General features: G+C 41.6%; 17 protein-coding genes. 7 read left to right on the forward strand and 10 right to left on the reverse strand.

Translation table 11 applies throughout. The features are described 5' to 3' along the window. Positions 1-119 precede the first annotated feature (119 nt). The 7 genes from IEY67_RS11525 to IEY67_RS11555 form a co-directional block, all read right to left on the reverse strand. Positions 120-2,807, reverse strand: coding sequence for a glycoside hydrolase domain-containing protein (locus tag IEY67_RS11525; protein WP_183671440.1), 2,688 nt, complete (start codon positions 2,805-2,807; stop codon positions 120-122). Continuing rightward, positions 2,788-5,007, reverse strand: a complete 2,220-nt coding sequence (locus tag IEY67_RS11530; protein WP_183671439.1) for an alpha-N-acetylglucosaminidase — start codon at positions 5,005-5,007, stop codon at positions 2,788-2,790. Before IEY67_RS11530 ends, IEY67_RS11525 begins: the two co-directional genes overlap by 20 nt. Positions 5,008-5,034: 27 nt before the next feature. After that, positions 5,035-7,482: a hypothetical protein gene (locus IEY67_RS11535; RefSeq protein WP_183671438.1), complete on the reverse strand. Its 2,448-nt coding sequence runs from the start codon at positions 7,480-7,482 to the stop codon at positions 5,035-5,037. Positions 7,483-7,568: 86 nt separating this feature from the next. Beyond that, positions 7,569-9,293: a RagB/SusD family nutrient uptake outer membrane protein gene (locus tag IEY67_RS11540; protein ID WP_183671437.1), complete on the reverse strand. Its 1,725-nt coding sequence runs from the start codon at positions 9,291-9,293 to the stop codon at positions 7,569-7,571. A 16-nt stretch (positions 9,294-9,309) separates the two neighbouring features. Further along, positions 9,310-12,615 carry a TonB-dependent receptor gene (locus tag IEY67_RS11545; RefSeq protein ID WP_229801038.1) on the reverse strand — a complete coding sequence of 1,102 codons (3,306 nt, stop codon included), beginning with the start codon at positions 12,613-12,615 and terminating at the stop codon, positions 9,310-9,312. Positions 12,616-12,936: 321 nt separating this feature from the next. Beyond that, the gene (locus IEY67_RS11550; RefSeq protein ID WP_122351671.1) at positions 12,937-13,935 is read right to left on the reverse strand and encodes a FecR family protein; all 999 of its coding nucleotides are present in this window, start codon (positions 13,933-13,935) and stop codon (positions 12,937-12,939) included. Between the two features lie 80 nt (positions 13,936-14,015). After that, on the reverse strand, positions 14,016-14,594 hold the full coding sequence (locus IEY67_RS11555; protein ID WP_122351672.1) for an RNA polymerase sigma-70 factor: 579 nt from the start codon (positions 14,592-14,594) through the stop codon (positions 14,016-14,018). A 124-nt stretch (positions 14,595-14,718) separates the two neighbouring features. On the opposite strand from IEY67_RS11555, the gene IEY67_RS11560 reads away from it, so the two are divergent. Beyond that, positions 14,719-15,051, forward strand: coding sequence for a hypothetical protein (locus tag IEY67_RS11560; RefSeq protein WP_183671436.1), 333 nt, complete (start codon positions 14,719-14,721; stop codon positions 15,049-15,051). Positions 15,052-15,386: 335 nt separating this feature from the next. Here IEY67_RS11560 and IEY67_RS11565 read toward each other — a convergent pair whose 3' ends face one another. Further along, complete coding sequence (locus IEY67_RS11565) at positions 15,387-15,827, reverse strand: helix-turn-helix domain-containing protein (RefSeq protein WP_122351518.1); 441 nt, start codon at positions 15,825-15,827, stop codon at positions 15,387-15,389. 535 nt (positions 15,828-16,362) lie between these two features. Between IEY67_RS11565 and IEY67_RS11570 the strand changes: the two genes are divergently transcribed. After that, positions 16,363-16,791 (forward strand): hypothetical protein, encoded by a 429-nt coding sequence (locus tag IEY67_RS11570; RefSeq protein WP_183671435.1) that lies wholly within the window; start codon positions 16,363-16,365, stop codon positions 16,789-16,791. A gap of 131 nt (positions 16,792-16,922) precedes the next feature. Here IEY67_RS11570 and IEY67_RS11575 read toward each other — a convergent pair whose 3' ends face one another. After that, positions 16,923-17,318 (reverse strand): ACT domain-containing protein, encoded by a 396-nt coding sequence (locus IEY67_RS11575; protein ID WP_122373445.1) that lies wholly within the window; start codon positions 17,316-17,318, stop codon positions 16,923-16,925. A 188-nt stretch (positions 17,319-17,506) separates the two neighbouring features. Between IEY67_RS11575 and IEY67_RS11580 the strand changes: the two genes are divergently transcribed. Next, a complete protein-coding gene (locus IEY67_RS11580) occupies positions 17,507-19,666 on the forward strand; it encodes a S41 family peptidase (RefSeq protein WP_183671434.1) in 2,160 nt (719 codons plus the stop codon). Positions 19,667-19,698: 32 nt separating this feature from the next. On the opposite strand, the gene IEY67_RS11585 is transcribed toward IEY67_RS11580, so the two are convergent. Next, positions 19,699-19,848 (reverse strand): hypothetical protein, encoded by a 150-nt coding sequence (locus IEY67_RS11585; protein ID WP_183671433.1) that lies wholly within the window; start codon positions 19,846-19,848, stop codon positions 19,699-19,701. Between the two features lie 4 nt (positions 19,849-19,852). On the opposite strand from IEY67_RS11585, the gene IEY67_RS25505 reads away from it, so the two are divergent. The 4 genes from IEY67_RS25505 (at position 19,853) to IEY67_RS11600 (ending at position 24,879) form a co-directional block, all read left to right on the forward strand. Next, the gene (locus IEY67_RS25505; protein ID WP_506330613.1) at positions 19,853-20,125 is read left to right on the forward strand and encodes a DUF8464 domain-containing protein; all 273 of its coding nucleotides are present in this window, start codon (positions 19,853-19,855) and stop codon (positions 20,123-20,125) included. 1,028 nt (positions 20,126-21,153) lie between these two features. Beyond that, the gene (locus tag IEY67_RS11590) at positions 21,154-22,674 is read left to right on the forward strand and encodes a 3'-5' exonuclease (RefSeq protein WP_183671432.1); all 1,521 of its coding nucleotides are present in this window, start codon (positions 21,154-21,156) and stop codon (positions 22,672-22,674) included. A 2-nt stretch (positions 22,675-22,676) separates the two neighbouring features. After that, positions 22,677-23,351, forward strand: coding sequence for a DarT ssDNA thymidine ADP-ribosyltransferase family protein (locus tag IEY67_RS11595; protein ID WP_183671431.1), 675 nt, complete (start codon positions 22,677-22,679; stop codon positions 23,349-23,351). Then, a complete protein-coding gene (locus tag IEY67_RS11600; protein WP_221267798.1) occupies positions 23,296-24,879 on the forward strand; it encodes an ADP-ribosylglycohydrolase family protein in 1,584 nt (527 codons plus the stop codon). The genes IEY67_RS11595 and IEY67_RS11600 overlap by 56 nt, the downstream gene beginning before the upstream one ends. Positions 24,880-25,094 lie beyond the last annotated feature (215 nt).

Here is a 25,094-nt window from a genome sequence, read left to right on the forward strand (position 1 = left end):
AGAAGCAAAGATAGGGAAAAGGCAGTACCGGATTTTACACTTCCGGAAAAAAAGAAGGGCCGAAATGGTATCATTCGGCCCTTTAACTTATACAAAACGGAACTACTCGGTCCGTTCTTTTATTTTTCCAGTAAAATGATCATACCGCCACGTCCCATGATCTCGCATTGGTTCAGGGAAGACAGTTTTCCTTCCCATTGTGTGTTCCGGATCTCCGGCAACAGATAGGAAGACGGCTTGAAGCCAAGCAGTTGTTCATCCAAAGTGATCTTTGCCGTTTGAGGAAGATCGGTCCAGTTTGCCAGTACGACAAGCGCTTTATCTCCGTTGATATAAACGGTAGCCGGGATATTAGCATTATCTGTTTTTACCGGACAACGTTCATCCCAATAGCCTCTCATCACGGCATTCTTCATACCGAAATCGTCCCAAATATGCCAGAACGGAACAGGGTTTCCACTCCACGGCAGGCGGGGAAGCATACCGTAGACCATTCCACGGAACACATTCCGGGCATCCAACGTTTCACTCATCAATCCGAAAGGAATACCGGACATTTCCACCAGCCAGAAATCCAGCGTATTGTTTGCAGGGAAACCTTCACCGATCCAGGTACGATCTACGTAAGGCAGTAACTCCAGATAAAGATGCAGCGAGTTTGCATAGCCGGCCCACTGATTCATATGGTTCCAGGAGTGGATATCGATCAGGCGGCGTTTACCGTCGGCATCCATCACACGGCGGGCACGTTGCAAGGTCTGATGATCCAAAGCACTGTCGTCGATATAGACACCATCCAGGCCCAGGTTTTTAATCATCCAGTCCAGCCCTTCCAGGTAGTAATTGTTCCAACGGGAATCGGGGGTGGTGATAACCGAGATATCCATATCGCCGGCATATTTACCTTCTTTGAAAGCGTTATACCAGGCGGGGATGAAATGAGTTGTCAGGTTCTTGTTCAACCATTCGTGAGGACCGTTGCGATGGATCAGTGTACGGGCATCCTTTCCGGGACCGTCATGAATCACTTCACTGCCCAGGCTGCGCAATGCCCACAACTCCGGTATCTTCACCGTCAACTCACGGGTCGTATAATAAAGCCGGACATCCAAATCCTTGCTGTGTGCATCCGAGATAAAGCGCTTCAGATCCGGAACGGCTTCATCATAATACGGATAGTTAATGAACGGGTAAATATCTTTCTTATGATGTACATTGATCATATTGGCTCCCGCTTTCAGGGCGGCAGGGATATAATCGGCACTTACATCGCTGTTGGAATGGTAGAAACGTTTTTCCGCCAGTTCCGGCAAGTTAAGCGGTTTCACCGGAGTAACCAGCATATTGAAATTATAATGAAGGACATCGCCTTTCTGCATCGAACGTTCACCGCTGTAGGCTGTCATCAGGACCGTGCCGTCTTTATCGGGCTGAATGTCGATACCGCCCTTATTGGCATTTCCCCACGAAGCAGGCAGGTTCAACTTACCTAAACCATAATAGATATTCACCAGCGGACGCACATAGTTTTCATCTTTGAAGCAGAAGTTCAGACCGGCGTTTATATTTCCCATCCAGATCTTATCCTGATGTTTCTCTACATTCCATTGCCAGCTGATCAGAGAGTCGGGGCGCAAACCGCCTTTATGGCCCAATCCCATCATATACTTGGCGGCATACGCAGTATAAGGTACTTCCAGACGGATATCCTTCACCTTCACGTCTCCCAGTGACTTCACCTGTATCCGGTAATCGACCAGACCGTCGAAACCGAAGGTACCTGAACACTGCACTTCAAAATGACGGCTCTTCCGGGTAGCCGTCCAGTTTACCGACGCCTTATTCTGTCCGGTGATCCGCAGCGAACCGCCCTTCAATACTTCTTCGCCATTCTCAGTTTCGATCACGAACCGCATTTCACCTGCCAGGACAGGGTTATTGCTCTGATCGTTCAACTGGTTGCTCCGATCATAGCGGGTAGAAAGGGATTGAGGCAACCCCTCTTTCGATAGTTCCATTGTCCCTCCCAGCCAGGAGATCGTTTGTTTCTGTAATTGAACGGGAATATACGGAGCCGTCGGTTCATCCGCATTACCGATGGAAGAATCCAGCCAGCGCAGACGGGTTTTACGCCACCCTTCGTTATCTCCGTGGTTCGCAATGGGAGAACCTTGTACGGTCAATTCGCAGGTAATCTCTACAGGTTTTGCATCAGCTGCTTTGATCGTCACTTTTCCTTTATAAACACCGTCAGCCGTTACGGGCACATCAGAGCCGATCCATAATGCCTGTACATTTCCTTTAGGAACATTCACTGTCTTCTTAAAAGATTTACCGTTCGTATCGGTTCCTCCCAGATTAAAGCAACGGAAAGCAGCCGCCGGGATCTTGTTCCCTTTTTCATTCTTCCAGTCGGAGAAGGTGACAGACAGGTCCGATACAGTTTCATACGGAGCAAAGACTCCCACCTGCCAGGTATAGAACTCACCCGGTAGACAATCGCCCTGAAACTTTGTACGCGAATCGGCCGACCGTTCCACCCAACGCACAGGTATCGCATCCGTCATACGGATATCGTGTTCCCGGTCTTCCGTAAAACAGAAATAACCGGCTTCCGGGTTTTCCTGTATCAACTTCTTCACCGCATCCGACGAAGCCACACGGCGCATTTCCGAGTCCTGCTCGTTCACCGTTCCCTGTCGTTTCAAGTCATCGAAGGCATTCGTTACATCATCCTGCGCCTGCATCACACAAGGCAGGGTCAGAAGCGAATACACCATCAGGTACTTAATTTGTTTTCTCAACATTGTAGTATTCTTTTGATAATTGTTTGTATTTGTCCAGCATTCGGCGGGCAACGGTCACTTCATCTCCTTCCGTTACCGGAGTACGGGCCTTACCCGGACGATCGACGAAAGCCAACTCCCAGTCAGCCAATGAATCATAAAATTCATTCGCACGGAAAGCCTGGCGGCCTAAATCCATCTTTGCATCTTCCTCCCTGTAAGCCGTTCCGTTATCGAGATGTCCCTGCAACATATCATAGAACTGTTTCCAGCGTTGCAGATAATACCCCTCGATCAAACCGGTCCATTCGCGCCATGAATAATCGAACTGACGAACATCGACCTGTCCGCCCCAGATAGTCACCAGCGAAGAGGCATTCTTTTCAAACAAATTACGTTCTTCGTCGGTCGTACCCCAGGCACGGGCATCCGTCAACCACTGGTCAAAGTTAAACTCTGTACGGGTACGAAGCAAGATATCTACATCTTTTAATAATTCAAGGAAACGTCCGGAGTGCAGGGCAAACGCCTCTTTATCCTTTTTTTTGAATGCTTCCGCCGCTTTTTTATGTATTTCCTGTCCCAGGTTAGACATGATCTGACGCTGCACATCGACAATATCGAAACGATAAGGCTTGGAACCTTTCAATTGTTCTGCATCCTGCAACAAACAGGCTTCGGCTTCTATCAACGATTGAGGGTCGTAAGGGATATTGAAACCGGCATTCGGTCCCGACTTCTTTACATCCACAGCAGGACGGGCACAGATGATCGAACTGGACTCCACCCCGTTCGTCCCCGCACGATAAGGACCGGCAAGCAATAACTCCCAGGCCTTACCGGCAGCTTCAGAAGGTGCGCTGTAACGACGTTCCACATATTTATCCAACCACTCTTTCAGCTTCACCGAGTCCTGGTGAACAGGCATCTCAAATGCTAACTCATAGAATACGGGATTCTGTCCGATCGACTCCATAAACAAACCGGAGCCTACCACATTCGGCGTTTCCTGTTTCGCTTTCATAAACTGATTGGACGATACCAGCGGCAAATCTCCGTGAAGATTGACACGTCCGCCGAAGTTATGCAGATTACCTACCACAAAATCATGGTTGCAGAAATGATCTTCTCCCCCTAACGCACCGTTCAGACTCAATACGAGCAGGTCATGTTTCGGTACGACGGATGCAATATCTTTCCGGAAGCTCCAGGCTTGCATCACCCACATTGCATCCGGGTCGAACGTCTTCATCAATTTGTGGATAGAAGAACCTACTGCATTCAGATATTCAGGCGTATCCACAGGCGGTTTGCTTTCATGGAAAGGATCGGCTGCATAAAGTCCGTAGGTCCCGTATAATTTCTGTTCCTCTTCCAGAAAGGCTTTTCCCAGATCCGTAAACAACGGGTCGAGCGGATCTAACTGGCAGATACCTTCAAATCCGTACCAATCCGGTTGCTTCTGTATCTTGGCCTCCGGAAACTTTTCCATCATCTTACGAGGTACAGCACCGGAAAAACCTTGCTGTATCGGTGTCATTCCCAACTCCAACTGACGGTTTACCACTTGTTTACCCAATGCGATATGCGAATCGATCCATGATTTCGGCAGCGGCCCGCCGAAGCTCTCGATATTAGGCATCCACTGCCAGGCAAAATGGGCAGGATCGACCAGATAAGAACGTGCTTCCTCATCCGTAAAACCGAAACGAAGCAGAGTATTATACCAAACGCCTTCCAGACCGACAACCGATAAAGGTGTATTGATCGAGTTCATAGCCATATAGTCGATCTCACGCTGCCAGCGTTCCCAATCCCACCAGGCACCGGTATAGCTCAACGTACAATAATTAAAATAGACACGATACTTACCGTTAATGATCCGGTGTGTCGTCTCAACCGGAACAGGCAGTGTTTCCGGTAGGTTCAACTGATCGCCGAACCAAGAGACATGGGCGTTGCAATGATATTTCAGGTACTGGTTATAAGCTGTTGCTAAGGATACCGTATTGTTCCCGCGCAACACGACTTTGCCGTTCTCCCCGGCCACTTCATAGACATCGCTCCCGTTCTCCGGCCCGATCAGTTCCAGACAAAACTGTTTGCCATATCCCGGAGTAATACGTTCGATCAAATCATAAGCCGCCTGTATCTGCGGGTCTTTCCGGCAAGATGTAAAAAAGAGAAGAAGAATTAATAATAAATTAAATGTATATTTCATGATGCTAATGATTAATATCTATAATTGTCAGTTATTCTTTTGCCTTGTAGCGGATAATCGAATGCTCTCTCCTACTGTTTTAAACTCCGCCGAAACGTACTTATCCATATTATCCAGCCGGGCAAAGGTACAAGAAAATACCAGTGAGACCTTGCCTTTCGGTACATTCATTTGATCAGCCTTCGTGGAAATGCGTCTCACCTCATTCCAGTTTTTATCGTAAATAAAGAAAGAATCTCCTCCGGCATACTTCAGGTACTGCCCTTCTTCCAGTGCACAATCCAACCGGACCGTAGAATAATTGGCAATCTCCAGCGAGATATCCGAGATACGGTCATTCGCCTTTAAGATGAACTGAACCGGCTGGCGATCATTCTTATTCTCGAACTCCCATTTGGAAACGACCGGCTCACCGGGCTGAAGGATTTTGTTAGTATGTTTGAAACGTTGAACCTGAAGCGGAGATAACAACCAGGATGTCGCAGAAATCTCCGTCAAGGTGTATTCATTGGAAACATGTTCCATTTCCTTTTTCAGTTCCTTCGGGAAAGCTCCGCATAAACGGGCGTTTTCCCATTCGCGGATAGCTTTGATGATCGCATCCGACTCCCCGTTGTTCGCTACATTTTCTTTATTGGTGACCAATGTATAACCGGCATCAAAGGCAGCCGAACGAGCCAGTAGCCATTCAATATCCTCAATACTGGTATTCGCATCGAATTTAAACCATCCCAACATGCAAGGGATCAGGTTACGACGATAAAAATCCTGGTTCATCAGGCGGTAGTTCATCTGGCTCTCACGGAATCCGGTATACCAGGGCTCACCCCAATTCATCCGGGTAAAAGTATGCCAGTTATAATGGGTGGTCATGCTGGCATCGTTAATGCAGTTACGGTATTCGGGCAACAGATTTTCATACCACTCTTTCATCATCAGCGACAATCCATACTGTCCCAGACCGGTAGACCAGGCTCCTTCCAACCCGTCAAAGGAAATCTGCTGCACACCCGTATAATTGAAGATACCCGCTATATTACGGGCGATCTCTTTCGTCAGTTCCGTATCCGACAGAAAGACCTTGTAACCATGATCCATCAGCTTACCGATCGTATCTCCTTTTGAATGAGCTACAGCTTTCGTACCCAACGCCCCACGCTGGCAATTAAGTAATTTCCACGGAGCCGCTTCGCTTACCCGTTCATAACGGATCAGTTCATCACCGATCATTACGCCATGCAGGCTGTTATTTTCCATTTGGTTGAAAAACAAAGGATCGGCTATTTCGACAGTATGCTGATCCGAACTGAGATCGGATACCAGTATCGAACTTCCGACCTTTGCCAGACGCTTATCCGGGACAGGCGTTACATAGGCATCGTTGGTCGTAATAAAATTGGAAAGAGTATGAAATCCCAGTTTAATTCCGGATTGTGCAGCCTTATTCACGCAGTCTTTCAATCCGTCCAGTCCTGTAGGGAACTCCGACGGGTTGAGTTTAAAAATCCCCCATGTCAGGAAAGGACCTCCATGATACAGATATTTCAATCCGGTACGTTTCGTAAAGGCAATCGCCTCTTCTATATTATTCTCATTGAACGGATAGATAATATAGGCCTGTGCCGCTTCAGGCGCACGTTTCATCCAGACACCGTTCAGTTCAGGATGCGGCAGGCTTTCCGTTAATTCTATCTCTTCGATATGATCGAGCACCTTATCCGCCGGACAACCGAACAACGCGATTTTACTGCCGATAATACCACCATCTTCATAGGCCGGAGCCGTATAATGCGTATGTCCCCACATCGGAACGACCCGTTCATGATCCCGGTTACGGCAGTAAGCCTGTAAAATACTGCCGAACTCCGTATGTTTGGCAGTCTGTCCGCGATATAATACCTTCATCGAATCGGCAACATCGACCAGTGATGTCGTTGCAAAAATATCGAATGCCGGATCTATATCATCTTCCGTCGAAGGATAACCGCCGATTGTTTTAGGGTTCAGTGCTTGTATTCCTATTGCAAAAAGACTATCACGCACCACACCGACGCACTCCCCGATCGTTTGCGTAATCGTCGTGGCATACGGTCCCCAGACAACCAGATCGATATCTTTATCAGAACGGACCTCCTGCAACTCGAAAGTAATAAAACCCTTTTCCTGTTTGGTAGTCACCAGTAAGGTGGCCCCATTCTTCGGATAAGTCAATGACAGGATTCCCAGGTTATCATCCCAGGATGCACTTGCCGGATTTTCATATTCCCCGCCGACACGGATAGCCAGCAAAGGTGACAGTTGTCCGTCCGGTAAATATTCCGTCCGGTGTGTTTTATCCAATAAAGAAGAGATATTCCCATTGGCATCGACCTCCAATTTGAATGTATCCGTTTCAAAACTCATTATCTGCTTCCGGCAAGCAGACAACATACAACAGGCTAACAGACCTATTATAAATATATTACGTGTTTTCATACGATAGGTTAGTATTAAAAAAAACGGATCCCGGCATCTTATCAGTAAGCTAAACCAGAATCCGTTCTATATGTTTTACAATCTAATTATAACACAGGGTCGAAACTGCCTCCCCAGTCTTTATTCTGATCGAGGTTCGGATTCTTTTCTATTTCATCCTTGCTGATCGGGAAGAAATAGTAAGACTCAGGCATATACATGGCATCTTCACTCGTAGGATTCTGGAAGATCAGGTCGATCACTTGATAATCGAATTCCTCCGGCATCAAGGTGTAGCTAGCTGCCCGGTTCATTGCGTCAGTCATATCGATACCGGCTTTCAGGTTAGCCAGGATCCCGTACTTATGCTGTCCGTTCAAATAAGTATGCAGCATACGGTGACGGCGTAAATCCCAGAAACGCTGGCCTTCGAAGCAGAACTCGATACGTTTCTCATCCAGTAAAGCCAAGCGCATTTCCTCCCGTGACATTCCGGCTTTCAACCCATACAGATTGTTTGCTCCCGGTTCGATACCTGCCCGTTTACGGATAGCCACCAGCGTTTCATAGCCTTCAGCCGTACTTCCGTTCTCATTGGCAGTTTCCGCTAAGTTAAACATAATTTCCGGATAACGGATCTCGAGCCAGTCTACATCATTCAGAGTAACCTGTGCAACCGGAAGTTCTTCCATGATCCCTTTCTTACAATATAAACCGGTACGGTTATGATGTTCGCCTTGTATATTATATCCGAAAGCATCCAGCGAATTAGCGATGTTGGGAGTCGTATATTGACGACGTCCGGCTTTACCGCTCAATTCATAAATATCTCCGTTATAAACAATGACGGCATCGAAACGCGGATCTCTGTTTTTCCAGAATTCCTGTACATTATAAGAATATTTATCAGACTCACCGACTTTCTTACCATCTTTCATCGGGAACGATTCAACCAATCCCCAGGTCGGTTGGTCGCCACCGGTCGCATTCTTCGATTCCGACAACGGACGGACTGCATCTTCCGCACGTCCGTTCACTTTGGTTGGATTAGAATATATGATCGGCAGGATCGCCTCCGAATGTTTTTTCGTTTCAAAGACATCCGTATAGTTATCGATCAGTCCGTAACCATTCTGATCCAGCAACTCTTTTGCCGATTTCGCTGCGTTATAAGCATCTTTCCAATAACTGTTATTGTAAGGGCTCGACGGGTTAAACTGCGGACTTGCCTTATATAACAAGACACGGCTTTTAAACGCAGCAACGATACACTGGTCGATACGTCCGTAATTATCTCCGGAATTCTTGACAGGAAGAAGTTTAGCTGCCTCATCCAGATCGGAAAGGATAAATTCAAAACATTCGGCAGTAGAATTTCGCTTCACATTCAAATCATCTTCCAACGACTGAGGTTCTTTGACAATGGGAACACCTCCATGCAGACGGACCATCTTGAAATACTGGAACGCACGCATAAAATAAGCCTGCCCCTTCATCAGATTCTTTTCACCTTCAGGCAACGTCCCTTCATCTATATTCTTCAACAACGTATTGATATTACGGATACTGGCATAAGGCCAGAACTTAAACGACGTATTATTCGGTTGTACGGCATCTTTTCCCATAATGCCCAGACATTCATCCGAATTTGAACCGTCACGGGGCCAGGTTAAATTCAAAACATTCCCATATATGTCGGTCAGGAACGCCGATGTCAGCTTCGAATCATTCCATACATCCGGACCATAATTACTCAAATCTTTCGTATCCAGCACATTACAACCGGAAAAAGCTAAAAGGCTTGCGGCTATTACTGCATATATCTTTTTCATATTACTAAATAATCTATTAGAAATTAATACTTAAACCACCTGTAAATGTTCTCATCAGAGGATAAGAATCCAACGTATCCTGTTCCGGATCCATTTCGTCCATGCCTGAGATACAGAATAAGTTGGTTGCATTAACAAACACCTGAACATTATTCACTCCTAGTTTCGAGAACCATGTACGAGGCAATGTATAGCCGATATTCAGATTCTTCAAACGCATATAAGCTCCGTTCCTCATCCAGTAAGTAGAACCGGCTGCACCGTATTCTTCCTGCCATTCACCACTTACACGCGGATATTTCGCATCTACATTGTCCGGTCTCCAGACATCACCGGTCCACAACTCGAAGTATGGTTTGTCACCTACCTGGAATACACCGTCGCCATTCTTGGTCTTCAACATACGGTCGTAAGCTCCTACTCCCTGGAAGTGAGCATCCAACGTGATACCTTTCCATGACAGATTGAAACCGAAACCATAGTTGATACGGGGAGTTCCCTTATCGGAGAGATACGTATTATCGTTACTGTCGATCTTTCCGTCGGCACCTTCCGAATAGTTGGAACCGCGAATATCCTTGTACAGAAGCGTTCCCAGGATCGGCTTACGTCCAAACTGCGTAAAGCCTTCAGGAAGAGCATCCAGTTGTTCCTGTGTACGGATAATACCCTCACAAAGATATCCCTGCAGACGAGTGTTCGGATGACCGATCGCACTTCTCCATGCTTCCAGCCCTTCAGCCTCATCCAATACCTTCCAGGTATCTTTCACATAACCCAGATTAGCATATACGCTGTAATCCAGAGAACGATATGTATCCGACCATTTCAAAGAAACTTCAGTACCTTTCCAATCCTGCTCTGCATAATTCTCGTTACTCAGGCTGGCGCCATAAGTACCCGGGATGACACGGTTACGGGCTCTAAGGATATGATTCTTATTCTTATAGAAGTAGTCGAACTCACCACTCAGGCGGTTATCGAAGAAACCGAAATCAAGACCGATATCATATACTTCCAGTTTTGCCCATGAGATATACGGATTAGCCGTACTACCTACCGTCAGACCATTCTGGTAGTTATCACCGAAGATGAAACCTGTACCGTTCTTATACGATTCGCGCCACAAGAAAGCAGCGATGTTATCTTCACCGTCCCAGTTATTATCATCACCGGTCGTACCGTAAGAACCACGGATCTTCAGGTTGCTCAGCCATGAGATATTCTTCATAAAGCCTTCTTCCGACATACGCCATGCCACAGAACCGGAAGGGAAGAATCCCCAACGTTCACCCGGAGCGAATTTATAGTTACCGTCTTCACGGAAAGAGAATTCAGCAATGTATTTATCTGCATATGAGTAGTTGAAACGTCCGACAACAGACTGGCGGGCCTTTTCCCATTCACTACCGCTGAAGTAACGACGCTGTGTATCGCTGGATGTTACAAATATCTGGTCGATCGACGTAGTAAGCATGTCGTCGGCTGTACCGTTCAACGTCTTACCGCCTGATTCAGACTGTTCATATACCAATAAAGCAGATACGGCATGTTTTTTATTGAATACCTTGTCATACTGCAGGAACCAGTTGATCTGATAAGAATGATCCAGTTTGACCATCTCACGGATTCCTTCATAATTGGAACTCAGGTTGTGAACTACCATATCATTCGGATCGACCTTAGTCGGGACAAATTTATTATCCGCACTTGCACTCTTAAAACGATATCCTTTGTTATGGGTCAGGAAGCCTTTCAGATTCTCATCATAAGCCGTGTACTGGGCCAGGAAGCTGGTTTTCAATCCATCGACAAACTGTCCCAGGTCGAGATTAAAGCGAACCTGTCCGTCGATCGTCCGTCTTGTCGTTTTCTGATAACGATTACCAAGAACCATATCGACCGGATTCCATGAACCGGCTGTCACCGGATTGGCATTCGTATCGGTCGTCGGGTTACCGTTATCGTCCACATAAAATGGGTATAAACGAGTCCAGTTGAAAGTTGTACGATAAAAATCAGGCACATTAAAGTCGTCCACCTTATCGTACGGCCAATAAAAACGATTATACTCCTTCTGGTTACCGCTCAGGTTAAAGTTCACATTGAAACGTTTGGATACTTGAGCCGTAATATCGGAACGGAAATTGTATTTCTTGAAATCCAGTTTCTTATAAGAGCCATTCTCGTCATGGAAGCCCAGCATCATATAATAAGTAATACGATCGCTACCGCCATTGACACTGATATTATGTTGCTGAGAAGACGGATTTCTCCATACGTAATCATTTACATTATAACTCTTATCCGCAAAATAATCGAATATTTCCTGTCCGTAAGGAGACGGAAGCCCTTTGGTTTCCGCTACACGGTTTGCCCAGATCAGCTCATCGGTTGCCGAGTAATCCTGCAAAGGGCGGGTCGTATTGGAGACACTGAAAACACCCTTGTACTGAAATTCCGGTTTCTGGTTCTTACCGGCTTTCGTTGTTACCAATACAACGCCGTTACCTGCCTTCGAACCATAGATAGAAGCACTGGCCGCATCTTTCAGGAAGCTGATATTATCTACCTCATTCGGATCCAGAGCATCGAAAGCTGCTTTGTCTTTAATTACATTATTAATAACGAACAAAGGTTCACCGAAGCTACCACGCATACGGATCTTGGAAGAAGCCCCCGCCATACCGGAAGTAGTAGTTACCGTTACACCCGGAGCACGTCCTGCCAGCGTATTAGACAAGTTGGAGGTCGGGATCTTATTCAGATCGTCCGTCTTCACGGAAGTGATGGCACCGGTCAGGTTCACTTTCTTCTGCGTACCGTAACCTACTACTACCACCTCATCGATCAACTGCGTATCTTCTTTCAGTGTGATCATCAAATTCGTCTGGTTTCCCACTTTTTCAAGAAAACTCTGGTATCCGATATAAGAAACCTGCAAGGTTGCATTATCCGGAACCTGTAATGCAAAATTACCATCGATATCCGTTACCGTACCGATCGTTGTTCCGGCAACAGCTACAGCAGCACCGATGATCGGCTCGTTGTTATGATCCACCACTTTACCGGTCAGTTTCTTTCCCTGCTGTTGTGCGGTAGCGACATCTTCCAACGCTTTCGGAACAATGATGATCTTTTTGTTTTCTACTTTATAAGAACATTCAGGCAAAATCACGGTCAATATTTCATCGATCCGTTTCTTTGCCACATTGATACTAACCCGACGATTGGTATCGATCGCGTTGTCATTATAAAAAAAGGTGAATTCACTTTTACTCTCGATATCCTTCAAAACTTCTTTGACGGTAGAGTTTTTCATGTTTAAATCAATTCTGGTGCTTTGGGCGTAAGTTTCTACAGCAGAAACTTTAAACAGCACGACGGTTAACAAAATCAGGACTATTTTCATTCCCCGAAAGTTTATTTCTGTTAAGAAAGGACATAATAAGCCCTTCCCATAAAATTTATTCATATTTTTACATGGATTTTTCTAGTTAGACATTTATCCCATTCCCTGCCAAGAGATGTGATTGTTTAATTAAAATCTTCGGAATAGGTGAATGTTACCGCATTCGCCTATTTTCTTTTTCTCTATATGTCTGGTCTCATAAGCATTCTTTTTTTTAAGGTTAATACTCTATTACTTAGGCATAATAAATGCCTTTCCGTTTTTTATCTGATAACTGATCGGAATAATAAAACTCATCGCCCTCAATATCTCGTCGATGTCCTCCTGACGGATCGTAAATGACATATAAGTCGATTCAGCAAATTTTTCCGGACACACTATATCTATATTATACCATCCTTCCATACTGATCAGAATATCGGAAAGAGGGCGGTTATCGAAAACAAGCCGGTCTTTGATCCAGTCGGCATATAAACTAGCATTGGCCGATTTCACTGTTGCAGCCTGGAGGTCTTTCTTATACTCAAAAACCTCATTGGGCTTCAAATAAACTTCCCGGTGAACGGAAGGACCGGATATTTTTACGCTTCCGCTCAATAAGGCCGTCTCTATATTCTCTTTAAAAGGATAACTCGATATATTAAAACTCGTACCTAAAACTTCCACGTCCACATCACCCGCCTTTACGATGAACGGCTTTTCTTCGTCCCTTACCACTTCAAAGTAAGCGCCTCCGACCAGATTGACCGTTCTTTTACCATCAGCGAACTGATCAGGATAGACCAGGCGGCTCTCCGAATTCAGCCAGACAACCGTCCCGTCCGGTAAAGTAAATTTACCTTTACTGCCTTTGGCCGTTATCAGCTGGTTCTGCACCATCAGTTTCGGTTCCGTCTGTTCAATACTCAACCAGAAGTACAATCCGAACAAAACAAGCAAAACAGCAGCAGCCTGATACCAACGGATAAATGACCGCCGGGTTTTCTTCTCTATCCGTTCATGTTCGTTCAGAATACGCATCTTCAACCTGTCGAGAGCGATATCCACTTCCAACTCATTGTCGGCAGAAGCATTACACGAAAGCCACAGATCTCTCGTATCCGTAAAATCACTTCTGTTCTTTTCCGATTCCTTCAGCCACTGAAGTAATTGTCTTTTCTCTTCCAGGCTTGCCGAACCGTCCAGGTAACGGATTATTATAAGATTTATATCAGTTGTGAAATTCTCCATATTTTCCATTCTATTAGTAGTACAAAATTTCGGGGTTTTACCCTACCCCCTATTTGAAATATTTTTTATTTGCCTTTATGTTAAGATATTCCCGACAATAAAATGAGCAGTGAGATCAGCCCTTCTTCAGTCAAATGTTTTTTCAGTCCTGACAAGGCTTTACTTATCTGTTTCTCAACCGCTTTTATACTGACTTCCAATTGTTCGGCTATTTCACGGTTCTTTAAACCGTATGAGCGACTGAGTAAAAATATTTTCTTGCATTGCGGTGATAATGTGTCTATAAATAAGGTTATTTCTGCTTCCAGTTCTTTCAAAAGTAAACTTTGCTCCGAGTTCAGGATATTAGCAGACATATATTGTTCGAGAATGTCGCTTTCATTACTCTCATCCAATGAATATTCTTTATTCTGATATTTTTTATGCATCACATTGATGGATCTGTTATATACCGATTTGAACAAATAGGATTTTACTGCACCTTCAAATTCAATCGAATCGCGCCTTTGCCAAAGTTCGAAAAAAGTATCCTGCACAATGTCTTCCGCCAGGTCCGTATCATTTACGAAACGAAAAGCATACGTCCGTAAAGGCTTATAAAAACGTCTGAAGAGCGTCCCCAAAGCTGCTATCTCATATATATCTTTCTCTGAACTCATGCTTTTGAAAGGTTTAAGAGTCGTGAACAAAAAATAGGAACACACCAAAAACCGCAACAAGTCAGAGGACATTTCAGCCATAGTTCATATAGAACTATGTACTATATTAATATTCATTGGCTGTATGAAAAACGAATATGTTGTCAAAAAGGAGAGTTTTTTCCGAAATTACGGGGATTTATTACCTGAAAATTATAAAGCATGGTATAAATTTATAGAACCAGATACCACTTTATCCGGATTTACGGACAAAGTTCTCTATTATACTCACTATAAGACCGGATTAATAAGGAAGTTAACAAGGTTTTCACGCCAAATTACCAAAGTTCTATATGAACCGCGTTTTGGACAGAAAGCTCAGACAGAAAATAAAAAGAGGCTACACAACAACAATATATCGCCAATAGAGGACAAAAGAAAACTCCCGGAACTAAAGAACGAACGTCAAAATGGTTAAAATTATCTATTTCATACGGTTGAATTTCTACCTTTGGATACTGCCTGATAACTTCCGGTAATTTGTGTATATTAAAACATGGAACCATATTTCTCTTTAAAAAAAACGGGACATGAAGCCCTAATCCGGTCTGATTTATCACCCCGAATTCTACCCTTCCATTTTTATCACCAAAATGCTCAGATAAATAGCTATAAAAACAGGTGATAATTTCCCTCATATCTCTAAAGTATGATTAAATTTTATTTCGTAAAGATATGTATTTTTTTATCTTTCCTAAAGATGAAACGAAATTATTCTCATTTGTCCGGTCCATTCGGCTGCTATAAAACCTTTCAGTTTCCGTAAAGATTATCGTTAAATTGTCTTCCATTCCTCTTCCGGGAATCATCTTTTACTCCCGGAGCTGCGATCAGGCTTGTATAACCGTGTACTTTTATTAAACTTCCTCCCTGTATTTTAGTGACGGAGATCAGGTGCAGGGCTTCCAATTTACGTATCAAGCGATTGATCGAACCGATATTGATACCTGACAGGTCGGCTAATTCCTGTTGTGTACCGACGTACTCTCCTCTTTTGCACGGAACCTTCCGTCCGTTCAAATCAGTATAACCATCGGCAAAAAAGCAAATGTCGAATAACAACAAATGAAGCTGTCCCAACTGGCGGGTAGCCGGACACTTTAACAAATCCAGGGTATAACGTGGAATTTTTACGTAAGGCAATCCCATTAAATCGATTGCCAGCTTCTCATTAACAGACCGGAACTCATCCATAGCATCAAATTTATTAACAAATATTACGATGTAACTCCCGATGTAAAAGTGCAATTTACTATTCATCTTTAATCGTCTATCAATAAACCCTTTACACCACCCGGTGAAATTAGTTATATTTTTGTCCGATGTAACAAACGCGATTCCTTATATTATATATAATAAATATCTTATTCTTTAAAATAAAATATAAAGATACCAACATTTTTTTTTGAAAAAACAGAATATGCATCCTTTAAATCAATTGTAAAGATATAAAACACATTACAAAGACAACGTTGTTTCTTTGATTATTTCTTCTGTATTCCTTGTATTTTCTATAAAAGCGTTATATTTGCAGTACTCAACATATATCTAAGATGTGGGATAACCTGCTTCTGATCAGTTGCAGGCATTTTTTTGCCTGCAACTCTTCCCATAGGCGGTTTCGTACCCCCGTGGAGAGCATTAATGTGCCTCCAGCATCTTAGATGTGTTGAGTAACGGGAAGGGCGGAACCGTTTTTTTCCACCTGTGCTTTAAAGAAAATACTACCATGAATGAAGCAGAAAACACATCGACACTCCCGAAAGAAATCTCTAGTGAAGTCTTTTTCAAAGAAGAAGCCCGCCGTATACGGGAAGCATTCAACAGCAAAAGTAATGAGCTGGACCTCGAGTATCTCCGTCACCAATTGAAATGTATGAAAAGTCTGGCAACAAGCCTTGAACTTCCGTGGGATCGCTTTATTCCCATCCTCTTTCGTAGTCTTACCCTCTACATGCAACAACCGGACATAAATATAAACAAACGAAAAATGGCCCAGTTAACTGCACAATTAATTGATTGTATCACTTATCTGTCACAAAACGGACGGGAGATTAATGCTCTGGCTGTTTATTTCGACCACCAAATCAATGATCTTGACAACCTATTGGCAAAAAATGAAGAACAACAGGGTAATTCCGCGATAGTAGAATCCTAATAAAACAGGGCATAACTATCTCCGAAAAAATAAGGGACTTTTGAATTCAAAAGTCCCTTATTTTGTAATTAAAAGTCCTGTCTTAACATTTCAAAAGACCTGACCTTTCAAGCAGGTTGTATTCCTCCTGATTATTGTAGTTCACAAATTGCCATCAAAGCTTGTTCTGCTTTTTCTTCAGGTACAAAAATATGGTCGTGATAATAGGCTGCAACAACATTCGCACTAATATTCTTTTCTGCCAGTTTTGCAGAAAAAGCGGCTGTCAATCCAACAGCATCCAAACTGGAATGAACATTCAAAGAAATAAGCTTATAAACAGATTCATAGTCGATATGACTGTCAATAGCCTGCTGCTTTGTTATGATTAATGTCACTCCCTCTTTTTCTTGAAACATTCCTATCGGATTCAGACGGCAGATATCATTGCTATTAAAATCCGGGAAAGTACAAAAAACAAAACTCCGCTCATCCAATACCGGATCTACATTCGCTAATAATGTCTGCAATTCTTTAATACCTGTCATAATGTATTGATTTTAAATTAACATAATTCTCAAAGGCTTATAAACATATATATCACTATTTCCGTATATTTGTAATTGAACAAAGTTACAAACTTAATCAGACTAGCATGAAAAATTCCTCTTTTTTTATTTGTATACTACTCGTATGGATATGCTCTTGTTCACAACAAGGCACACAATCCGATTTGATGTCATTCGACAACAATCCTCGTATAAAAAAGGGCCATTTATCCTCTCTTGAGTTGAATGGTTGGTTTGTCTCCAATGGAAATGCGTCAATCGATTCGGTTGAACTATTCAATGACCGGAAGTCATTGAAGTTACAAAACGATCCGGCTGACAGCCTTAAAATATCCCAGGTTTATTATTACGCCAACACCAGAGATATTACCGGCGATTCTATTTATTTTTCCGGAAAGTTTAAATACAAAGGAGCCGACAGCACCTCTATCGTTTTCGGTATACAACAAATGGGACAGGATACTATGGCTAATGCCATGACTGAGATAGGGAAACGCTCCGGAGATTCAGAGTGGAATGATTTTACCATTAAAACAGCCATGTCTTCATTGACATCGGGTATCAATTTCTTCGTCTTCACTACCGGAAATATCGAATTGTGGACAAGCAACTGGCAGGCCCAATTAGATAAAAAACCGTTAGGGGCATTTGTCAATCACGAATTTTCAGTAGAAAAAGATAAAGAATTTGATTACGGATCGTCCTTCTGCCTATCCGCCCCGACCACACAAACATATGAAAATTTGGAGGTACTGGGTAAGGTCTGGGGGTTCCTGAAATATTACCACCCAGAAGTTACCCAGGGTAATTACAATTGGGACTACGAATTATTCAGGATATTACCTCAAATAGCCAAAGCTCCCGACAAAGACAAAAGAAATAAATTACTGAATGAATGGATCGACAAATACGGAAAGATAACCCAAACTGTCTCCTACGCAATAGAAGATTCCAGTAAATATTCACGTATCATCGATACGGACTGGATAAACGACGAAAATTTATTCGATGCCCCATTAATATCCAAATTGAATACAATCAAGAATGCAAAACGCAATCTTAAATTCAATTACTATCTGATCCCTTATCAAAGTGGCGGATCTTCTTTATTCGACCGTGAAAAAGAATATCCTCTGATTCCCTGGAAAGACCAAGGTTACCGTATCCTGACTTTATACAGGTTATGGAATGCCGTTGAATATTGTTTTCCATATACAGAAATGACAGATAAACAGTGGGATACATTACTAGGGAAATTCCTTCCCAGATTCGTGTCACCAGTTGATAACGAAGAGTATAAACTGGCTATTCTGGAATTACTCACTTGCATTAACGATTCACATGGTTTCGTTTATATACCCAGAGAGGACTTGGAAAAAACGATTTTGAAAAGACAATCCGACAGTTTTGTGGTCCCTGTTACATTAACAGAGTCGAAAAGCGGTGACATCGTGGTCAGGGATACACGGACATTCGAGTTGGAAAGAGGAGACATTATTCGTACGATCGATGGTGAGGATGTAAAAAAGATTATAACAGATCTTAGTCCGTACGTCCCCGCCTCCAACCATCCGACATTGGTCAGAAACGTATTGCCCTGGTTACTGCGGACCGATACAGGATATATGAATATCACTTGTATCCGCAACGGAAAAGAAATACAGATAGATATCAAAAACTTCGGACAAAACAGGCGTAGACAGCCCCATGAACTCAGCGACATGAAATGGCCGAAAGATTACAATCTGTCAGCCAAAAAAATTATATATATAGATGTGTCGACGGCAGAAAGCGATGCCATTACCGATATGATTCAAAACAATAAGAATGCAAAAGGCGTAATACTCGACATGCGAAAATATCCTTCCATGGCGGCTTACGGTACTTTACCCAATTTACTGCTTCCTGCTCCGCAAGAATTCATGTGGTTTTCATTTAACCGGAATGAAGCTCCGGGCAACTATAAATTATGTTCCATAGCAAAAGCAGGCTCCGATAATCCCGACTATTTCAAAGGGAAAGTAGCCATTCTGGTAAATGAAGGAACTCAAAGTCATGGAGAGTTTTCCTCCATGGCTTATCGCAAAGCTCCGCAAAGTGCCATTATCGGCAGCACGACAGCCGGAGCAGACGGCAATATCGGAAGTTTTTATCTGCCAGGTAAAGCCACCTGCATCTACACCGCTTTGGGAGCTTATTACCCGAACTGGGAACAATGCCAGCGCAAAGGCGTTAAGATAGACATCGAAGTCCGCCCGACAAACCAGGAGATCCGTAACGGACAAGATGTATGGATCGAAAAAGCAATTGAATATATATTAAAATAAACCAACCCCATAACAAGTGATACGATTTTAGTTTAGGCAAAGAGGGTGATATAATATCGTGGCAATGCAGTTGCACGAACAGACAGTATGGTATACGCTCTGAATGCCATCGAAAGCAATGCAGCCAATCTCAAACCACAATCTTTCTCTTTTCGCCAGTGAGAGAGTTTTGCCAGTTTCAAGGATATAACTGTTAAGCCATTCAGCAACGTTACATTACTCCAATTCCTTTCTGAACAACAGAGACCAGTATCATTGGCACAGCAAGCTTGCCAAGAGGTGTATTACAAGCACAACGGCAAACTCTACTTTGCCATCTCCTTTGGCTATGAACAGGAAGCGTATGAACTACGCAATAAGTATTTCAAAGGGTACTTTGCCCTCAAAACGGTAACCGCCATTAACGACAGTACTACATCGTGTTGTCCGTTTGAGGGTTTTATGGACTATCTATTCTAGATGATGCTAAAGTAGCGCAATAACCCTACGCCATCTATAATCAAGGAGAGGGACTATTTGATTTTGAACTCCACCAGCAACACATCCAAACTATCGGATTGGCTTGCAAAGTATGAGCAGATTTATTGCTATTGGGACAATGACGTGATAAATCGTTTAAAACTCAAAGAGTACCAAAACAGCTATGCCGAGCAGATGGCTAAGTATAGTTTACAACGAAGTGTTGACGGTTCAGAGGCTATACACGTTGCTACATCTCAATATTATCGGGGCTTATATGCGCAAAACAAGATACAGGAAGAGAATATTGAATATCTCCAAGAGCTAAAGCAAAAAGTATATGATAGTGTCCGATACTGGTATGACCAAAAGGATGGAACGTAGAAGAAGTTCCTTAATTTACACGACTATATCCAACAAAAAGAAACGAAAATATCCAACCTTGAAACCCATATAAAATAACTTAAGCAGGACTATGAGCCACACAAGACGCAAAACGATAAAACGTATCTCCACTTTCAAATGGACGCTTACAGATAGCGCAGCTATGAAAAACAATAGGATTAAAAACAAATGCCATTAAGCAGCTGTTCAAAAGAGATATGGTAGCGATTACGGGCAAAATCCATTTGTCCGAACACAAACAATCATTCAGTGTACAGGAAGTCAAATTGTTGGCTATTTAAGGAGAACAAGGATTCAGACAGACTGAAACTATCTATCAACGGGTAGAATATTTTCAACTAGTTCAAACAGAAATATCAAGGGATTAAGCAAGTGATAAGGCCACATATCAAGCCCCCAACAAAGTCAGAAATGGATAAAAACAAAAGTTTTAAGAGATAAATTAGGTCTGTTAGTCAAATATTTATAAATTTGTTGACGAAACGAAATTCTCATGAACTGAAGCACTTTCTCATGTACTGCTCATGTGGCAAATTTATGCGCTTATTATAAACTCTGTGCCGATTAGGATTGATGTGCATGTTATAAAAGGAAGAATTGAGAGGTAAATAAACAGCAAAGTTATGGCATTAAAACCGATTACTCTAAAAGGAGAGCAAAAAAGGGTTCTGTTTTTACAGGTTACTGAACCTATACAAATCAAGGGAGTTGCAGGAAGTGGCAAAACAACTGTTGCTTTATATCGAGCTAAACATTTGCTTGATACTCAATCAAATTTATTTCAAGAAGCAAAAGTTGCAATTTTCACATATAATAAAACTCTTGTAAAATACATCAATGCCATAACTCCGCATATTTCAGGAGGTTATCAGGCAAATAGTGACGAAATTAAGCCTATAAAACCCAAAGGGATGAATGTCTTTGTAACAAGTTTTCATAAATGGGCTTTTTCATTTATAAAATCACATGGAAACAACCTGTATGGTAGAACAGTAATGGGTGATTTGCAAAAATCAATCATTGCAAAATCTATAGCCAAATTTAAATCCCCTAATTTATCAATTACGGGTAAATCTTCCGATTTTTTCCTTGAAGAAATATCTTGGATGAAAGGTAAGGCCTTTCAATCCAAAGATGAATATTTTGATGCAAAACGAACAGGTAGAGGTACAAGTGATAGAGTAACGAAGCCAGACAAGGAGATAATTTGGAGTATTTATACAGACTACAACAATCAATTAAGAGCAAATTGCCAAGTAGATTTTGATGATTATGCTTTATTGTGTTTGGAAATTATTAACTCAAAACCAAATTTCACAAAACCGTTCACTCATATTATTGTTGATGAAGCACAAGATTTGAGCAAAGCTCAAATTCTCGTTATCTCACAGCTTGTTTCTGAGGAAACAAAAAGCATTTCTATCATTGCCGATGCCGCCCAACGAATTTATAAAAGCGGCTTTACTTGGAGTGAAGTTGGATTAAATGTAAGGGGAGGAAGGACTATTGAGTTTAAGAAAAATTACAGAAATACAGTACAAATAGCAAGAGCAGCGTTGTCGCTCCTTGACAAAGAAGACGACAAAAGTGATTTTACAACTGTTGAAACCGCAAGGAAAGGGGAAGAAAAGCCAATTGTTGGATATTTCCAAAATTGGGATGAACAATGTGCCTATTTGTTGCAGGCTCTAAACAAACTGAAAATAAGCAATAATATAAGTTCAACCGTTATTCTACACAGAAGTAGAAGCGGGCTAAATAACATTGAAAGTTTTTTAGCGGCTAATGGGTATCCTACACAAATCCTGTTAAACTCGGAAGACATTGACTTTGAAAGCGAATCAATAAAAATTTGCACATTATCATCAGTGAAAGGACTTGAATTTGAAAATGTGTTTATCTTTGATCTTAACGATGATGTTATTCCTTATCCCCCGGGATTTATTGACATAAACGATGAATTTCATATTTCAACAGAGAGACGGTTGCTGTATACCTCAATGACAAGAGCAAGAGAGAGACTTTATTTGTTATCTAGTGGAAATCCAACAAGATATCTATCTGAAATAGATGAAAATTTGCTTGATAAAATTGGGAATAAGAGTGCTTTAGAAATAGATTTAGATGACGATTTACCTTTTTGATAATGAAACGAGATAGTATAGAATTTCAAGAAGAAATAGCCAGTAGAGGGATTGAACATTTAATTCACTTTACACCGACAATCAACTTATTAAGTATTTTTGAGCAAGGTAAATTGCTATCAAGATCCTTGCTTGAACGGTTTGATATTGACCAAACCGATATTTTTGACTATGTCGAATTTACGGACAATATCAGATTTGATGATAAAAGTTATATAAATCTGTCTATTCAACACCCAAATTCGTTTTTATTCAGCCGTTTTCGACAAAAAACGGTTGACGAGAGCCATATTTATTGGTGTGTCCTGAAAATTGACAAAAAATATGTGTATCATGCTGATACCTTATTTTCGGTTACAAATGCTGCAAATAGCCACAATAAGAGAAATGTCGGTGTAACAGGTGATATTAACAAGTTCCGAATGATGTTCGCAAATTCATTGCCTATTATCACTTCATATAGCTCAAAAACAATTACAAGAAATGACTTAAAGAACAAATATCCCACCGATGAACAAGCTGAAGTTTTAGTCAAAAATGAAATTCCTGTATCTGATATTTTGCAAGTTTGTTTCAAGGACGAAAAAGATTTAGCCACAGGAAAAGCCGCGTTAAGCGATTATGATACAAGCAACTTTGCCGTTGATGCCTCATTATTTACCAATTCAAGAATATAAGATGAAACCAGAAACAAAATATAGAGGAAGTATTAAATTATCAGCCATTGGAGATGCTTTGGGGTGGATGACCGAGTTTGAAAAAAGTGCACAATCACTGAAAGAAAAATTTAAAATCGACCGAATCGATAATTTTTATACTTGGAAAAAAAATGTTGGTGGTAGATTTTATGGTTATGTAGATATTATCAAAGCTGGCTCTTATTCGGATGATACACAATTACTTCTTTCAGTAGCTCGAAGTATAAGAAAAGACGGGAGTTTAGATCATGACTATTTTGCAAAAGTCGAACTTGCCAATTGGTTAGATTATGCGAGAGGTGGGGGTAGGACTGTAAAAACAGCAGCAGATAAAATCAAAAGAAAATCAGTAAGATGGTTTAATAATTTTTATTCTTTCAAAGTAAACGGAGAAATTTACGATTATCGGCAAAGCGGTGCGAATGGTGCGGCAATGCGGATTTTGCCAATTGCATTAGCTAACCTTGGAAACGTTGAAAAAATCAAAGAAGAAATTTTTTGCAATAGCATAGTAACTCATGGACATCCAAGAGCGATTTTAGGGGCAATGTTATATGGATATGCCGTTGATCAGATTATTGTTTTTAGACCAGAGGATTTTAATTGGGAGAATTACATTACCCGAATCGGTTTGGATTTTCCTAAAAAGTTTGAACTTTCATTTGTCGATAAAGCAGAAATAAAAGAATGGATTAAAGAGTGGAATAATTCAAGCGATAAAACATTTGAGTATGTTTATGCAGAAACTATTGCAGAAACTCAAAATTATTTACGCTTTGTTTTTCAAAGCATAAAACAAAATTCACCTACTCAAGAAACACTAAAAAAGTTAGGATGCTTTGACCCAAAGACAAAGGGATCTGGAACTTCAACCGTTATTGCTGGAATTTATTTGGCTGCAAAATTTCACGATAAACCATTGAATGCAATTATAGAGGCTGTCAACTCATTAGGATCTGATACAGATAGTATTGCAGCTTTTACAGGAGGGCTTGTTGGTGCATTACATGGGAGTGGCATTATACCTAATAAATGGAAATCAGTTCAAGATAATGAATATTTGGACAAAATTGCAGAAAGACTTTTGTCCATTTCTGAAGACAGATTTGTAGAAGATACATTTGTTTTGACTTCAAACCTAAAATCGCTCAACAATCTAAGTAAAGATAATTTTTCTCTCGACACAGAAATAAAATTTATTCCATTAGGGAAAGGCAAAATCACTTTCATCGATAGACAACCGACATTGACAAAAGGCAAATACAATTTGATACTTGAAGCATACTTTGAAAACGGACAAAGCATTATAGTTTCAAAACTATTTGATAATTCCAGTGACACAATCACGATAGACAAAAATAATGATACTGAAACATTATTTCAGATAGCAGAGGATAAACTCAATCCCAAAGCATATGAGAAACTTAAAGCATTTATTGACAAACAACAGAAAATCACGAAAGAACAAATTGAGATTATAGTGACAATTTTAAAAAATGAAGATTAGAAATTTTAATAGATGGAATAACACCTTATTTATCAGAACACAAAGGTATATTCCAAGAATAAAACGTTAAGGCTGAAATGAATTTTATCGGAAATCATCCATTCTCATACCCTGAAAGAGTATTTCCGATAAAAGTCTTATCCTATTTTTCTTTCCATAGGAGAGGTACTTATCAGATAAAAAAAGGAAAAATGCATTCGAAATTCCAAATAAAT

Source organism: Parabacteroides faecis (assembly GCF_014647375.1).
Lineage (GTDB): Bacteria > Bacteroidota > Bacteroidia > Bacteroidales > Tannerellaceae > Parabacteroides > Parabacteroides faecis.

Coding starts and splice junctions, on each gene's coding strand:
- IEY67_RS11525 (WP_183671440.1), bottom strand. CDS start 2,807: ATGTTGAGAAAACAAATTAAGTACCTGATGGTGTATTCGCTTCTGACC.
- IEY67_RS11530 (WP_183671439.1), bottom strand. CDS start 5,007: ATGAAATATACATTTAATTTATTATTAATTCTTCTTCTCTTTTTTACA.
- IEY67_RS11535 (WP_183671438.1), bottom strand. CDS start 7,482: ATGAAAACACGTAATATATTTATAATAGGTCTGTTAGCCTGTTGTATG.
- IEY67_RS11540 (WP_183671437.1), bottom strand. CDS start 9,293: ATGAAAAAGATATATGCAGTAATAGCCGCAAGCCTTTTAGCTTTTTCC.
- IEY67_RS11545 (WP_229801038.1), bottom strand. CDS start 12,615: ATGAAAAACTCTACCGTCAAAGAAGTTTTGAAGGATATCGAGAGTAAA.
- IEY67_RS11550 (WP_122351671.1), bottom strand. CDS start 13,935: ATGGAGAATTTCACAACTGATATAAATCTTATAATAATCCGTTACCTG.
- IEY67_RS11555 (WP_122351672.1), bottom strand. CDS start 14,594: ATGAGTTCAGAGAAAGATATATATGAGATAGCAGCTTTGGGGACGCTC.
- IEY67_RS11560 (WP_183671436.1), top strand. CDS start 14,719: ATGAAAAACGAATATGTTGTCAAAAAGGAGAGTTTTTTCCGAAATTAC.
- IEY67_RS11565 (WP_122351518.1), bottom strand. CDS start 15,827: ATGGATGAGTTCCGGTCTGTTAATGAGAAGCTGGCAATCGATTTAATG.
- IEY67_RS11570 (WP_183671435.1), top strand. CDS start 16,363: ATGAATGAAGCAGAAAACACATCGACACTCCCGAAAGAAATCTCTAGT.
- IEY67_RS11575 (WP_122373445.1), bottom strand. CDS start 17,318: ATGACAGGTATTAAAGAATTGCAGACATTATTAGCGAATGTAGATCCG.
- IEY67_RS11580 (WP_183671434.1), top strand. CDS start 17,507: ATGTCATTCGACAACAATCCTCGTATAAAAAAGGGCCATTTATCCTCT.
- IEY67_RS11590 (WP_183671432.1), top strand. CDS start 21,154: ATGGCATTAAAACCGATTACTCTAAAAGGAGAGCAAAAAAGGGTTCTG.
- IEY67_RS11595 (WP_183671431.1), top strand. CDS start 22,677: ATGAAACGAGATAGTATAGAATTTCAAGAAGAAATAGCCAGTAGAGGG.
- IEY67_RS11600 (WP_221267798.1), top strand. CDS start 23,296: ATGATACAAGCAACTTTGCCGTTGATGCCTCATTATTTACCAATTCAA.